At 69.2% G+C, this 14876-nt stretch carries 13 protein-coding genes; 3 read left to right on the top strand and 10 right to left on the bottom strand.

The features are described from left to right. Positions 1-35: 35 nt before the first annotated feature. The 6 genes from AB0K35_RS03805 to AB0K35_RS03780 form a co-directional block, all read right to left on the bottom strand. A complete protein-coding gene (locus tag AB0K35_RS03805) occupies positions 36-1478 on the bottom strand; it encodes a PLP-dependent aminotransferase family protein (protein WP_363883553.1) in 1443 nt (480 codons plus the stop codon). A gap of 122 nt (positions 1479-1600) precedes the next feature. Next, complete coding sequence (locus AB0K35_RS03800; protein ID WP_363883551.1) at positions 1601-2173, bottom strand: CbrC family protein; 573 nt, start codon at positions 2171-2173, stop codon at positions 1601-1603. Positions 2174-2347: 174 nt separating this feature from the next. Further along, entirely contained in the window at positions 2348-2989 is a 642-nt protein-coding gene (locus AB0K35_RS03795; protein ID WP_363883549.1) for a hypothetical protein, read from the bottom strand. Positions 2990-3053: 64 nt separating this feature from the next. Beyond that, positions 3054-4349: a serpin family protein gene (locus AB0K35_RS03790; protein WP_363883547.1), complete on the bottom strand. Its 1296-nt coding sequence runs from the start codon at positions 4347-4349 to the stop codon at positions 3054-3056. A 71-nt stretch (positions 4350-4420) separates the two neighbouring features. After that, the gene (locus tag AB0K35_RS03785) at positions 4421-4636 is read right to left on the bottom strand and encodes a hypothetical protein (protein WP_363883545.1); all 216 of its coding nucleotides are present in this window, start codon (positions 4634-4636) and stop codon (positions 4421-4423) included. Between the two features lie 175 nt (positions 4637-4811). Next, positions 4812-5198, bottom strand: coding sequence for a DUF302 domain-containing protein (locus AB0K35_RS03780; protein ID WP_363883543.1), 387 nt, complete (start codon positions 5196-5198; stop codon positions 4812-4814). A 231-nt stretch (positions 5199-5429) separates the two neighbouring features. Here AB0K35_RS03780 and AB0K35_RS03775 point away from each other — a divergent pair, with 231 nt between their 5' ends. From AB0K35_RS03775 to AB0K35_RS03765, 3 genes are all read left to right on the top strand, one after another. Further along, entirely contained in the window at positions 5430-6677 is a 1248-nt protein-coding gene (locus AB0K35_RS03775; protein WP_363883541.1) for an NAD(P)/FAD-dependent oxidoreductase, read from the top strand. An 8-nt stretch (positions 6678-6685) separates the two neighbouring features. Continuing rightward, on the top strand, positions 6686-7174 hold the full coding sequence (locus AB0K35_RS03770) for a MarR family transcriptional regulator (protein WP_238668030.1): 489 nt from the start codon (positions 6686-6688) through the stop codon (positions 7172-7174). Positions 7175-7462: 288 nt separating this feature from the next. Beyond that, the gene (locus tag AB0K35_RS03765; RefSeq protein WP_363883539.1) at positions 7463-10648 is read left to right on the top strand and encodes a penicillin acylase family protein; all 3186 of its coding nucleotides are present in this window, start codon (positions 7463-7465) and stop codon (positions 10646-10648) included. 83 nt (positions 10649-10731) lie between these two features. Here AB0K35_RS03765 and AB0K35_RS03760 read toward each other — a convergent pair whose 3' ends face one another. From AB0K35_RS03760 to AB0K35_RS03745, 4 genes are all read right to left on the bottom strand, one after another. Beyond that, entirely contained in the window at positions 10732-11244 is a 513-nt protein-coding gene (locus tag AB0K35_RS03760) for a carboxymuconolactone decarboxylase family protein (protein WP_363883537.1), read from the bottom strand. A 96-nt stretch (positions 11245-11340) separates the two neighbouring features. Further along, a complete protein-coding gene (gene nhaA, locus AB0K35_RS03755; protein WP_238668027.1) occupies positions 11341-13164 on the bottom strand; it encodes a Na+/H+ antiporter NhaA in 1824 nt (607 codons plus the stop codon). A 150-nt stretch (positions 13165-13314) separates the two neighbouring features. After that, positions 13315-13842 carry an OsmC family protein gene (locus AB0K35_RS03750; RefSeq protein ID WP_363883534.1) on the bottom strand — a complete coding sequence of 176 codons (528 nt, stop codon included), beginning with the start codon at positions 13840-13842 and terminating at the stop codon, positions 13315-13317. Between the two features lie 360 nt (positions 13843-14202). Then, complete coding sequence (locus AB0K35_RS03745; RefSeq protein ID WP_363883532.1) at positions 14203-14859, bottom strand: TetR/AcrR family transcriptional regulator; 657 nt, start codon at positions 14857-14859, stop codon at positions 14203-14205. Positions 14860-14876: the final 17 nt, after the last annotated feature.

Below are 14876 nucleotides of genomic sequence, written 5' to 3'. Positions count from 1 at the left end.
GGCCTTGATCCAGACGCTGTCGACCTGACGACGCACTACTGGGGCATGACCCTGCACAAGGCGTCCAGCGCTCCCGCCCACGCGCTGTCCGAGGGAGCCGCGAAGTTGACCACCAGGGCGTCCCGCTCGGCCAACTGCCAACCCGAGTCGGCCAGCTCGTGGCGGAAGTCGGCCATCCGGGCCACCGCCAGACCCTGGCGGTCGGCCGCCTGAACGATCGAACCCTCGGTGCCGGGCGGAAGTTCGAGGACCGCTTGCAGCCCGGCGGCCAACCCGGTCACGCGGACACCGGGCGCCCGCTGAGCCAGCGCCGCGACCAGCTCGTCGCGGCGGCGCCGGTAGCGCACACGCATCGAGCGCACCTGACGGTCGTACGCGCCCGAGGCGATGAACTCCGCGAGGGTCAGCTGCTCCAGCGCACTCGACATGTAGTCGATGTCCCCCTTGGCCGCCACGACCTCCGGGACCAGTTCCTTCGGCAGCACCATCCAACCGAGCCGCAGCCCGGGCGCCAGCGACTTGCTCGCCGTGCCGAAGTACACCACCCGCTCCGGGTCGAGGCCCTGCAGCGCGCCCACCGGCTGGCGGTCGTATCTGAACTCCCCGTCGTAGTCGTCCTCCAAGATCAGCCCGCTGGTGGCGCGGGCCCAGTCCACCGCCGCCGTACGCCGCTGCGGGGTCAACGCGACCCCCGTCGGGTACTGATGCGCCGGTGTCAACAGTGCCGCCCCCACCCCGTCCAACCCCGCCAGGTCGTCGGTGCGCGCGCCGTGCTCGTCGACGTAGAGGGGCGGAATACGCAGGCCAGCGCTGGTCAGCAGATCGCGATACACGTCGAGGCCGTACGACTCGACAGCCAGCGCCGTGACCCGCCGCGCCCGCAGGACCTGCGCCATCAGCGTCAGGCCATGGTGGAAGCCGGCGCAGATCACGATCCGGTCCGGCTCGGCGTACACCCCGCGAGCCCGCGCCAGATAGTCCGCGAGGGCGGTACGCAGTTCCACCCGGCCGAGAGCGTCGCCGTAGCCGAAGGCATCGTTCGGGGCCGTCGACAGAGCCCGCCGAGCTGCGGCGAGCCACTGCGTACGGGGAAACTCCGCGAGGGTCGGTGCACCCGGCAGCAGCCCGTACGTGGGACGGCGCTGAGCGGGCCTTGGGCGAGCTACGGTCTGTGCCGCGCCGCGCGGTTCGGCCCGCTTCGCCACCCGCGTTCCGGAGCCCTGTCGGGCGGTGATCCAGCCCTCGGCGACCAGTTCGGCGTAGGTGTCGGCAACGGTGTTGCGGGCCACGCCAAGATCGGCCGCGAGCGAGCGGGACGACGGTAGCCGCGTGCCGGGCACCAGACGTCCGGTCCGGATGGCCTCCCGCAGGGCGTCGGTGAGCCCGGCGCGCAGGCCGGGGCCGGTCAGGTCCAGATGTAGGTCGACGCCGAACACCGACGCTGTTCTGGCCCCCGAATTGGCCCGCGAATCTGCCACGAAAACAGACCATATAGCAGTCCAACCGACCACGTGTCGGTGCTGGGCGAGCTTCGCGTCACGGCCCGCGATCGTGGTCTGTGCTGTAGAGAGTGCGGCTGCGTCTCGGCAATGAGGTGGGGTTAACCGATATCCCAGGACGCGAGGTGAGTTCCGCAATGCAGGCATTGGAACAGGTACGCGGTGGGCTCACCGTTGCGGTCGAGCCGGTGCAGGAACTCTTCGGTTTCCTCGGGTGACCAGCCGAGTTGCCGGTGGCTCGCGCGAAGCATGTTCAGGGCGTCCGGATGAGGCTCGACATCGCGGTAGCCGGCCGGGCCGAGAAAAGCCGCGCCATCGCCGCAGTGGTAGAGCCATGACTCGTCCTGCCAACCGGTGAAGCCGGGGGTCCGGCGAGTGATTTCCTCGACGACGTGATGCGGCACGTCATCAGGCACGTCGACAGCGTCGCTGAACTCGGCAGGCATCTGCAGGATTCCGCTGCCATCCGTGGCGGCGGCATCGACGCCGAGTGCCCTGGAAGCCGCCCCGGAGTAGATACAGCGCAAGCAGAGACTCTCGGGTTGTCTGCCGTAGATCGGTCCCCGGTAGCGAATTTGCCGAAGTTGACCGCAGACGCTGCAGTCGTGCTGGGCCCGCACCGCCGAGCCCGTGGCCAAGGGATCAGGGTGGTAACGAAACACCGGCTCGGTCACCAGCCCATCATTGCAACCGCATCCGTGTGGCCAGTCGGGACAGTTGGGCCGGCTTCGACGATGGCTGGGGCGCGTTGGTGCGGTACGCGTTCCCCAAGCCAGCCGCCTCGCCGGGTGAGCACCGTTCGAGATCAGAGATCCGGATCTGCCACTGTCGGTGCGTGATCGGCCGTGCTACAGGCTCCCGGACTCGGGCCAGTTGGACCAGTGCGTGTTGGGCCGCATGTCTGGTGCGTATCGTCCCACGTCTCCTGTCGTCAGCACGTCGGCGAGCTGGCGGAAGGTCTCTGCCTGACTGGGAGGCGTGTCCTGGAGAACGTATGGATGATGCCACTGATCCAGGCGAATGATCTCTGGGATGTCGACCGGGATGCGCCGCCGTAGCTCGACTTCGTCGGCCAGCAGCAGCTCCCGGTGGTCCGGGACGAGCCGGCGAAGCACGTCGACCAGTTCCTCGCCCCGCTCGGCGGCGACCGCGATCCGCCGCCCTCGTACCACGATCGACCCTCCGTCATAGATCTCCGGCTGGTCGACGTCCTCGATCTCGTCCCAGTTGTCGACCCGGTCGAGGAAGTCCTTGCTGCTGTAGCCGGATTCGCCCTCGGTCAGACAGTTACCGAAGACGTGAAGGACGTCGGTGAGGTTGCCGGCCCGGGGCGAGTATCCCAACACCTCGACGATGAGCGCCCACCGCTGCGCGTCACGGTAGGCGTGAAGTCGGGCATCGACCGCGTAGTAGTAGCCGTTGCCCAGGTCCGGAAACCTGAAGTCTGCGGCCGCGGTGTCGAGCTGGTCGAGGATCTCGGCGGAGCGCATGGACGTGCAGTGTAGCCACGGCTGGTCCACCAGGTCCGGTGCGCGTCTGCCGCGTCCCGTACCGTCAGGCTGGGCCGTCGACCAGCGGGTCGTGGACCCGGCCGAGGAACAGCGGTACGCCGGTGAGCCGGTCGTGGATGACGTACAGGAATGGCCGGTTGACGAAGAACTGCGGCCCTTGCGGGATCGACGGCGGCCGGACGATGACTGCCGACGCGGCTGCGGCCTCGGTACCCTTCTCGTCCACCGCGATGAACGTCTCGTGCACCACGTTGTCGATGCACAGGGCCGGGTCGGTGCTCATGCCTGTGAAATCGGCCTGTGACGTGAATGCCGTGGGCATGCCGAGGCTGGCCAGCGCGGCGCCCAGTTCGGCCGGCAGGCGGAACGTCCACCGGGGCAGGCGCAGTTCGACGTCGGTGATCTGGAACTCGGTCAGCAACGCGCCCAGCCACGTGGCATCGAGGCTCGCCTCGATCGCGGCGAGATCGTCCTGGGTCGGCATGACGATGGCCATGGCAAGCCCGTCGCCCGCGTACGGCACGTCGACTGCGCGCCACCCGTCTCCCTCGAGGTAGCCCATTCTGTCGAACGGCCCGCGCATGACCGGGACGTCGACGACGGTCCCGTCATCCCTTGTGAACGGTCCCAGCGACGTGGCCGCGGCGGTGAACGGGTACTTCCAGGCAGCCTTGAGGTAGATCGCGTTGGTAAGGATCAGGCTGGTGGCGGGGTTCACGGCGTCGGACTGCAGCAGCTCCGGGATCTTCGCGTTGGTCCGATCGGACACCCAGGTGTTGATCTCCTGGCGGGCAGCCTCCGGCGCGCCACGGAAGTCGACAGGTCGCGGCGCGGCACCGTAGTAGCCGGTCAGGATGTCGCGGAACCCGGGGCGCAGGCCCAGATCGAGTCGTGTCCACAGCGCGTTGGCGGTGGTCAGCCGAGGCTGCTTGACTCCGTCGCCGTCCTGGTACCGACCGGCGAGCGTCTGCTCGACGGTGTTGAGCCCGCTGTCGAGCGCGCCGGGGCGCGGATGCGGCGCGTGGAGCACCGTGTCCATCTCGTCTGCCGTGGTCGAGCCGGCGCCCGCCCTGGTCATCGCGAGCGCGAGCCCGACCGAGTACGGCGCGCACACCACATTGCCGCCAGCCTGGGTTGCGGCCACAGTGCGGTAGAGGTCGGCCGTGAAGCCGCGAACGGCGGAGGCGGCAGCCTGCACAGTGGTCGGATCGGGTGGTACGCGGACCGCATCCGTCGCGGTGGACGACGGGCCGCCGGACCAACGGGGATCACCTGGGGCGGTGGTGAGGGCAGCGGCCGCAAGCGGGACCGCCCGCAGAAGGGATCGACGCGAGACCATGTATCGAGGTTAGAGCAGTCCCACGGACGCCCACCAGACACGAGCCTGAATTCATCGAAACTCAGCGATATCTATCGCTCGTTCGCTGAAGAAGCGTGAGGCACCACGACGACCGCTGTGCGGATTGCTACTCGTGCCGGTGCGTCCAGGACGGCGACGAAGGCGGCAGGGCCGCGCGGGGAGACGTCGCAGTTGCCCTTGGCGTCCACGCTGGCGACCAGGACCAGCGACGAGCAGCCGATCAACCGCCGGGTCTGTTCGGTGAGCTCGGTCATCTGCTTTCGCACGGCCGCGTCACTGGGGAGTTCGTAGGCCGGCGCAGCGCCTCCTGGTCGTGCGCGGCGTCGAGGCGCAGCGAGTCGAAGGCACTGGCGGCAAGGACTGGCGTCTGCATCGACACTAATCGAGAAATCTGACCAATTCGGCCGTCGTCACGTGTGTATCCGCCGATTCAAGCCGTGCTCACCGGCCGTCGACCGCGGAGGCGATCTTGGCTGGGGCGTTCAGGGGTGCAAGCTGGTCCTCGCCCAGTCCGTAGCGCTGGGCGAGGTACGCGGGGTCCTGCCAGGTGATCAGCGAACCGGGCTGGCCGTCGTCTCGCACCATGACCCGCATCGGCAGGTCGATCGCGATCTCGGGACGGGCCTGCATGAGCGGAGTGCCCGCCTGCGGGTTCCCAAAGATGATCACCTGGGTGTCGGGCATGCTCAGCCCGGCCTTGCCGGCGGCCGCCGCATGGTCGACCACCGCCACCACCGCAGCGCCTACGCGTTCCGCCTCAGCCCTCAGCGCGGAGATCGTCTCTCCGACATCCCGGGCGCTGCGCCTGGTCACCAGTCCGTCGTTCACGATCGACCCCCGCTCACCGTGTCCCTGGGCGAATACGACTCATCCTCCCCAGAGGCGAGACCGGTCCGGGGAGGTTCGCCGTAAAACGACACCCGACAGGCGACTCGCCAAGGTCACCTCCGAGGCGGCGGCGCTGTCAGCCTTCGCGACGCTCAGAGAGAAGATCGGCATCCTCCCGGGATCGGATTCTGTGGGCCTTGCCCAAATCACCTTAGTCATTAAGATAATCCCGTGAGCATATCGACGGGCTTCTCGGTGGCGATCGCTGGCGCTGGCCTCTCCGGCCTCTGTCTCGCCCAGTACCTGATGCGCGCCGGCATCGACGTGCACGTCTACGAGCGGGACCCGGGCCCCTTCGTCCGGCGGCAGGGCTACCGGATCATTCTCGACCGGTACGGCCTGGAGGCGCTGCGCGAGAGCCTGCCGCGCTCGCTCCACAACCTGGCGCTCGCCACCGGGGACGAGCCCGGGGGGCACCTGCGCTTCACCGACAGCCGGCTGCGGGACGCATTCACCATCACCTTCAAGGACGAGCCGCACGCGACCCGCCAGGTCGACCGGCTGACCCTGCGGTCGATCCTGCAGTCCGGGCTTCACGGGCGCATCCACTACGGCAAGGACGCCGTCGCGGTGGACGGCGGCGACCCGACACGGCCGCGGCTGCTGTTCTCCGACGGCGGGGCCGCCGCGGCAAGCGTCGTCGTGGGCGCGGACGGCGTCGGATCGGCGCTGCGCGCGCAGATCATGCCGGACGCGGACCCGACGAAGACCACGATGGCGGGCATCTACGGCCGGTCGCCGCTGCGGCGCAACGGCGAGAGCATCATCCCGGACGCGCTGCGTACCAGCGGGGTCCTGGCCATCGCCGACCGGCCGGGCCGCGCCTTCTTCTTCACCTCCATGCGGTTCGGCGAGAGCCCACCGGAGGCGTTCGCGCGCCTGGCCCCGGGCAGCTATGCGCCCACCGGCGACGACTACGTCATGTGGGGGCTGCTGCTCCGACAGGAGGAGGTGCCCATCGGCATCCGGGGCGACCTGCTGGCGCTGTGGAGACTGGCTTCCGGGATGAGCATGGACTTCCACCCGGTCGTCCGGCGGCTGGTCGGCACGGCCGAACTGGACGCCACTGTGCTCAACCTCTTCGCCACCGGCCAGCGCCCGCGCCGGTGGGCGGTGCCCCGGGCGACGATGATGGGCGACGCCGTGCACGTCATGCCGCCGTTCGGCGCGCACGGCGGCAACACCGCGCTGCGTGACGCCGCCCTGCTCGGCCACAAGCTGGTCGAGGCCCGGGCCACCGGCGCGCCGGTGGAGGAGGCGATCGCCAACTACCAGGACGAGATGGTGTCCTACGCCTTCCGGGCCGTCGACACCGCCGACAGGCTGATGCGCCGCCTCACCGGGGGAGCGGCCGCACCCCACTGGGTGCTGACCCGCGTGCTGCCTCGGCTGCACCGGGTCACAGTGCCGGAGGCATGATTGCGGGCATGTCCCACGCTCCGGCCCGTGCGTCCGCGATCGCCGACCTCATGCGCGCCGGGCGGGAGATGTCGCGGCTGTCCATGGTGTTCCGGTACGCCATCGCGGAGCGGCTGGGCCTCGCCGTGAGCGATCTGGAATGCCTGGACTACCTGGCGGACGTCGGATCCGCCACCGCAGGGCAGGTCGCCGAGCGGACCAACCTCACCACCGGGGCGGTGACCAGCATGCTCCGCCGGCTCCAGCAGGCGGGCTACGTGACGGCCGAGCGCGATCCGGCGGACCGGCGGCGGGTGATCGTCGCCCTGCGGCCGGAGCGGGTCGCCGATTTGGAGCGACCGTACGAGCGGTTCGCCGAGCGGGCGGAACGGCTCATCGAGGGCTACAGCGTCGAGGAGGTCATGCTGCTGGCCCGGCACTACGACCGCATGCAGGCGATGTACCTCGCCGAGTTGGACCGCCTCCGCAGCGGCGACACCGCGCAGCGGTCAGCCTGAGGCGGCGTCGCGGCTGATCCGCCGTCGGCGACGCTGGCTGCATCGGACCGCTGTCGCGTCGGGAACCACGGGGTGACCCTGTCGCTGGCGAAAGGCGGCGAAACGTCGGCATTGGCGCGTGGTGAACGACGGGTATCCCGGGCGGGGGTCCTGCGTCGATCATTGCCCGAAGATAGATGCGAGTCACTCTCACCTCCTGGCGGAGCGCCCGGGCGCGGAGGGCGAGACGTCGGCACCGGAAGCCGGGCGTGACCGAACGGCCCGACTCCGCGTCCCCGGAGGATCGCCATGCCCCGTCCCGCTTCCCGTACCCGGCTCGCGGCGTTCACCGCCGCCGTCCTGACCGCGAGCGTCCTGACGGTGACCCCGCCGTCACCGGCGCTGGCCGCGACGACATTCGCCGCCAACGACTACTGCCTCGGCCAGTGCGCCGACATCCTGCCCCCCGGGCAGAACGGCAACGCCACGCTCGTCGCCATCCTGGCGCACCAGGCGCTCGGCACCCGCCCGGCGCACTCCAGCGACCAGCTCGACGAGTACGCGAACCTGGTCTACAACTACGCCGGGCTGACCGACGAGCAGATCGCCCACTTCTACAACGACGCCTCGTTCGGGGTGCCGGCCGCGCAGGTCGAGAGCATCGTCTCGCCGCGATCGGACGTCACCATCGTGCGGGACAAGGCCACCGGCGTCCCGCACATCACCGGCACCACCCGCGCCGGCACCATGTTCGGCGCCGGCTTCGCCGGGGCCCAGGACCGGCTCTGGGTGATGGACCTGCTGCGACACGTCGGTCGTGGCAGCGTCACCTCGTTCGCTGGCGGCGCGCCGGGCAACCGGGAACTGGAGCAGAGCGTCTGGGCCAACTCGCCCTACACCGAGGCGGACCTCCAGGCCCAGGTGGACGCGCTGCGCACCAAGGGCGCCCGGGGCCAGCAGCTCTACACCGACGTGGTCGACTACATCGCCGGCATCAACGCCTACATCGACAAGTCGATCGCCGAGGACAACTACCCCGGCGAGTACGTGCTCGCGGGCGCCAGCAAGCCGAAGCACTTCACCATGACCGACCTCATCGCCACCGCCGGAGTCGTCGGCGGGCTCTTCGGCGGGGGCGGCGGAAGCGAGATCCAGTCCGCGCTGGTCCGGGTGGCCGCCCGCGCCAAATACGGGGCCACCGAGGGCGACCGGGTGTGGGCGGCGTTCCGCTCGCAGAACGACCCGGAGACCGTGCTCACACTGCACGACGGGCAGAGCTTCCCGTACGGGGCGACGCCGCCCGGCGCGACGAGCGCGGTGCTCCCCGACGCCGGCTCGGTGGTCGCCGAACCCCTCGCCTACGACGCCACCGGCGGGGCCGCCGCCCGCACCGGCGCCAGCACCGCCACGAAGGAGCTGCTCGGCGGCCTGTCCAATCTGCGCGCGCACGGCATGTCCAACGCGGTAGTGGTCTCCGGGCGGCACACCACCACCGGCAACCCGGTTGCCGTGTTCGGGCCGCAGACCGGCTACTTCGCCCCGCAGTTGCTGATGCTCCAGGAGTTGCAGGGGCCGGGAATCAGCGCGCGCGGCGCCGCGTTCGCCGGGCTCAACCTCTACGTGCTGCTCGGCCGGGGCCAGGACTACGCGTGGAGCGCGACCTCCGCCTCCCAGGACCTCACCGACACGTACGCGGTGCCGCTGTGCACCACCGACGGCAGCGTCCCCACGCTGCGCACCAACAGCTACCTCTACCACGGGCAGTGCCTCGCCATGGAGGCGCTGGAGCAGCGCAACTCCTGGTCCCCGACGCTCGCCGATTCCACCCCGGCCGGCTCGTACACGTTGCGCGCGCTGCGCACGAAGTACGGGCTGGTGTCCTACCGAGGGCTGGTGAACGGGCAGCCGACCGCGTTCACCAAACTGCGTTCGACCTACCGGCACGAGGCTGACTCGGCGATCGGCTTCCAGGCCTACAACGACCCGGCGGCGATGGGCAGCGCAGCGGCCTTCCAGGCGTCCGCGGCCACCGTCGGGTACGCGTTCAACTGGTTCTACGTCAACTCGACCGAGGCGGCGTACTTCAACTCCGGCTCGAACCCGGTCCGTCCGGCCACCGCCGACCCGAACCTGCCCACGAAGGCCGAACCGGCGTACGAGTGGGCCGGCTGGAACCCGGACACCAACGACGCCACCTACACCCCGGCGTCGGCGCATCCACAGTCGGTCAACCAGGACTACTACGTCAGCTGGAACAACAAGCAGGCGCGGGACTTCGGGGCCGCGGACGGCAACTTCAGCTTCGGGTCCGTACACCGGGCTCAGCTGCTCGACGGCCCGGTGCGCGCGGCGATCGCCCAGCGCAAGCTCGGCCGCGCCGACGTCGTCAAGATCATGGCGGATGCGGCGGTGACCGACCTGCGCGGCCAGCAGGTCCTCGGCGACCTGTTGCGGGTGCTGGACAGCACGCCGGTCACCGATCCGGCGCTGGCCGACGCGGTGGGCAAGCTGCGCGCCTGGCAGCAGGCCGGGACCCGTCGGGTGGAGACGTCCCCCGGCTCGAAGGTCTACCAGCACGCCGACGCCATCCGGATCTTCGACGCCTGGTGGCCGCTGCTGGCCTCGGCGCAGTTCCGCCCCGGCCTCGGGCCGGACCTCTACGCCGCGCTGGTCGACGCCATCGAGGTGAACGAGGCGCCGTCCGGCGGCCAGAACGGCGGACGCGACGGCGCCGCGAGCTGGGCGTTGCAGGGCCAGGCGCACAAGGGCTCGTCGTTCCAGTACGGCTGGTGGGGCTACGTCGACAAGGACCTGCGCACAGTCCTCGGCGATCCGGTGGCCGGTGGGCTGGGCCGCGCGTACTGCGGCAACGGCAACCTCGGCGCATGCCGGCAGGCCCTGCTCGCCGCGCTCGGCCAGGCCGCCGTGGTGCCGGCCACCACTGTCTACCCCGGAGACAAGTCGTGCGGGGCCGGCGACCAGTGGTGTGCCGACTCGATCGCCCAGTCCGGGCTCGGCGGCATCACCCACCCGGTGATCGCCTGGCAGAACCGCCCCACCTACCAGCAGGTCGTCTCGTTCCCGGCGCGGCGGGGCGACGACGTCACCAACCTGGCGCAGGGCCGTCCGGCCACCGCGTCGAGCACCCAGTTCCTGACCGGCCACACGCCGGACAAGGCGATCGACGGCAGCCTCGGCAGCCGGTGGGCCAGCAGCTACAACGACAACCAGTGGCTCCGGGTCGACCTCGGCGCGGCCCGCACGGTGAGCCGGGCGGTACTGCGCTGGGAAGCCGCGTACGGCACCTCGTACCGGATCGAGGTCTCCGGCGACGGCAACTCCTGGACGCCGGTGTTCGCCACCACGACCGGCAACGGCGGCGTCGACAACGCCACCTTCGCCCCGGTCACCGCCCGCTACGTGCGGGTGTACGGGGTCAGGCGAGCCACCTCGTACGGGTTCTCGCTCTACGAAGTCGAGGTGTACGGGAAGTGATCTCGCCCCGGAGGGGCGGCGGGAATCGTCCACCGCCCCTCCGGAGGTGCGCGGCCTCTCCCATCACGGCGTCGGGTATCACCTCACCCGGGAGGCGCCGCCGCGGGCATGGCACCCTCGGCGAGCTTGAGTCGCGTCCAGATGTTCATGTTGATGACAATCGCGGCGATTTCCAGGATCTCGTCGTCAGTGAAGTGCGCAGCCATCCTGTCGTGTGCCTCCTGGAACCGGGTGTTGATGGTGGCGTCGGCGGCCCGGGTCAACGCCTCGGCATAGGCCAGCGCGGCTTGCTCCTCTTCGGTGAACAGGTGCGTCTCCCACCACGCGGTGAGGGTCTCGACCTTGGCCGGCGGGATGTCGGCGGCGCGGGCGCCGGCGTGGTGCACCAGAAGGCAGTAGCTGCAATTGTTGATCTGCGCGACGCGTAACCGGAGAAGCTGGGCCAGGGCGCGGTCCACCTGGAGTGTGGCGGTATGGCCGAAGGCTGCGGCCCCGGCATTTGCCAGCGCCATGAGGTGTTCGTTTGTGACGTTCAGTCGGACGTTCTGAATTTTGGCATCCAAGAGGTGACCTCCTACAAGTGACAACGACAGCACCAGTGGTGGGGACGTCCACATCGGTGCGGCAGACCCGTCGCACGGTCTGGGTCGTACCTCTGCTTCCGTGGTGCGCGCGCCTCGCGGTGCCACGCCTCACGTGCGGGTCGGCTCCGCGTCGCGGCCGAGGCGGGCGCGGGCCCGAGCCATACGAATGGCCGCGGTCAAGGCCGTGATGTCGTAGGCGCCGTAGTGGCGGCGGCCGTTGATGAAGAACGTCGGGGTGCCGGACACTCCGCTGTGGTCGGCGGAGTCGATGTCGCTGTCGATGCGGTCGGCGTGCGCCTGGCTGGCCAGATCGTCGCTGAACCGTCTCTGATCCAGGCCGAGGTCGCCGGCGTACCTGATCAGAGCAGTGCTGTCCAACTCGTCCTGGTGGCCGAGCAACAGGTCATGCATCTGCCAGAACTTGCCCTGGGCGGCGGCTGCCTCGGCGGCCTCTGCTGCCAGTCGGGCTTGCGGATGCACGTCTGACAGGGGCAGGTGACGCCACACGAAACGCAGGTCGGCGTCGCCCAGCAGTTGTCGGACGACCGGTTCGGCCGTCCCGCAGTACGGGCACTGGAAGTCGCCGTACTGCACCAGCGTTACCGACGCGCCGGCTGGGCCACGAACGTGGTCCTGCTTCTCGTCCACCGCCGGGGTGAGATCGATCAGTTCCGTCATGTCGCCGAAGAGCGCCGGGATGCGTTTGTCCTGGGGCAACGCGTTGGTGACGCGGAACGTGATCCAGGTCAGTGCCGAGGACACGATCGCGGCACCGAGCACCCCGACTTTGGCCTCGGCCAGTTGGTCGCCGGTGAAGGCAAGGCTGGCGACCAGCAGTGACACGGTGAAGCTGACACCGGCGATCGTGCCGCTGCCGAGCACGCCCGCCCAGCCCACCGCCGGACGGATGCGCCCGCGGGAGAGCCAGGTGAGCCCGGCCGAGGTGCCGATCACGGCGAGCGGCTTGCCGACCACATACCCGAGCAGCACGCCCCAGGTGACAGGCGACGCGAGCGCCTGGGTCAGGAACGGACCGTCGATGCTGATGCCGGCGTTGGCCAGGCCGAACAGCGGCACGATGACGTAGCTGGACCATGGGTGGTAGATGCGCTGGAGGCGGTCGTTGGGCGACAGCGTGTTCGCCAGGCCGATCGAAGCCGTACGCGCGAGCGTGGGCGTCGGCTGCTCACGGAACGACCGGAACAGCCCGCTGACCTTTTCGAGCTCAGTTCGGCCGGGAGGGTAGGCAATGGCGGTCAAGCCGATGGCCAGTCCGGCCACCACAGGGTCGACTCCGCTGACCAGCAGCGCGCCCCACATCACGACGGCGACCGGCACGTACGCCCAGCCCCGTCGGACGCCGCCCGCGCGGATGGCCAACATCACCGCGAACGCCGCCACGGCCACCACGATGGGCATCACGGTGATGTCGTCGCTGTAGACCAGGGCGATCACGATGAGTGCGATCAAGTCGTCGACCACGAACACGGTGAGCAGGAAGATTCGGACCTGGTCGGGCACACCCCGGCCGAGCAGTGCCAGCAGACCCAACGCGAGGGCGGTGTCGGTCGACATGGCCACGCCCCAACCGTGCGCGCCCGGCCCGCCACGGTTGATCGCCAGGAAGATCAGTACCGGGATCAGCATGCCCATCAGGCCGGCCACGCAGGGCAGCACGAAACGTCGCCGGTCGCGGAGGTCGCCGAGGTCGAACTCGCGCCGCGCCTCAAGGCCGACGACGAGGAAGAACAGCGTCATCAGGCCGCTGTTGATCCAGGTCTGCAGGTCGCGGGAGACTTCGAGGTGCCCGATGCGCACTGACAACGGGGTGCGCCACACGGCTTCGTAGGAACCGAGGTCGATGTTGGCCCAGAACAGTGCGGCGACGATGGCGGCCACGAGCACGCCGGCGCTGCCGGACTCGATTCGCAAGAATGCTCGCAGCGGTGACGCTTGGTTCGGCTTCCAGGTCGTCCGGCCGGTCTTGGTTTCGGTCACACGTCACCTTCCGAGGCGCGCTTGGGGCGCAACGGCAACCGCCCGCTGCGCGGCTGTGATCGCCGAGCAGCGAGCGGCATGTCCTCAGCGCGGCCCGACGAAGTCGGTCCGCACGCTCCACGCGAACTGGATCAGCAGGGTCACCGGTGACCTCTCGGCAATGTCGTGCATCACCTTCAGGTCGTCGGGGTCGGGTTCCTCGCTCAGCGTGATCGTGCGCTGCAGGTAACGCTCCGCGCCTTCCTGCTCGGGCTCGTGGTAGTCGATCTCGACGGTGATGTCGCCGGCGGTGTCGTACTTGTAGTCGACGTACTGCCGCAGCGTCTGAGCAGTGCACGACGCGAGCGCCATCAACAGGTACTCCGTCGGCGTCGGGCCTTCACCGAGTGCGCCGTTGTGTGGTTCATCGGCGACGAACGTGAAGCCGCGGGTCGTCATGTCCGTGCGCCGACGCTCAGTGGCCGGAAGGACAACTCGGGCCGATGCGACGACATGATCATGATCGGTTTCCATCAGCCGCGCCTTCCTGTAGATCCAGTGGTGAGGTCCAGCGATACGGAACCAGCAGTGGCCGAGCCGCAGTCTCAGCGCGGCTGCGGCCGGGCGTGTCACCCCATGTGCCGGGTGCCTCGGAAGATTAGCTTCACCGGACTGAATAGTCCAACCGGCCGTTCGCTGACAGGAGCGTCCGCCCAGGCGCACCTGGGGGAGCGGTGGCTCAAACTGCCGCGATGGGATGACCAGGGCCACACCTGCCCGACCTGGAGTCGATCGGACCCCGATCCGAAAATGGACCAACTAGTCCTTTGCCGTGCAGTGGCTGGGGAAGTCGGTGCATGCTCTCAAGCCAGCATTGCTCGACCAGTTGGGCCACGTGCCGGCACTGGTACGCGCGCCCGGTAGGGGTGGACGGGCGACGACGGCATCAGTTGACCAGGGTCTCTAGGTCTTGAGGGTGGCGCATGGGCCCAATTAGCGGGCAGGCTCACCGGCCGGCTGCACGAGGAGCGATCTGATGTGTTCCAGCGCCATGTCCAGAGCGACTTCCATGGGTGCGACGTCGTGCGCGGCGTTTGCCAGCAGGTAGCCGCCCTGCAAGGCGGCCATCAACCCCGTCGCCAACTTCTCCGGGTCGGCGTCCTGGCGGAGAAGGCCGCTGTCCCGCATCCGGTGCAGGCCATCGCTGATCAATTTTTCCCATGCCGCGAACGTCTCCGACAGAGATGAACGAGCCTGCTCATCTTGATCGGACAGCTCGAGAGCCATTGACCCGAGGCCGCAGCCGTATTTGCCGTTGTTCAGCGAGTTGGCCTGGACCAGCGCGTTACGCCATCGGACCAGCCCTGAGAACGATCTCAGTCGTTCGAGGCCTGCGCGCTCACGCTGAAGCACGAGCGCGCCTCGATAGTTGACCAAGGCGCGCACGAGTTCCTGCTTGTCGGCAAAGTGGTGGTAGAGCTGAGACTTGCTCGTCTGGCTCGCCTCGCGGATGTCGTCAAGGGTCGTCGCGTTCACTCCGCGCACGAGCATCAGCCGGTTCGCCGCCTCGAGAATCCGCTCTCGGGTCGCGATGCCCCGCTGACTGATCCTCCGCCTATTCGTCGGCGCAGTCACCTGCTCGTCGCTCATCTGTCAAGTGTATCCAG

The sequence above is a fragment of the Micromonospora sp. NPDC053740 genome, from assembly GCF_040677775.1.
GTDB classification, from domain to species: domain Bacteria; phylum Actinomycetota; class Actinomycetes; order Mycobacteriales; family Micromonosporaceae; genus Micromonospora; species Micromonospora alfalfae.
This window is presented reverse-complemented; position numbering and strand designations above follow the sequence as displayed.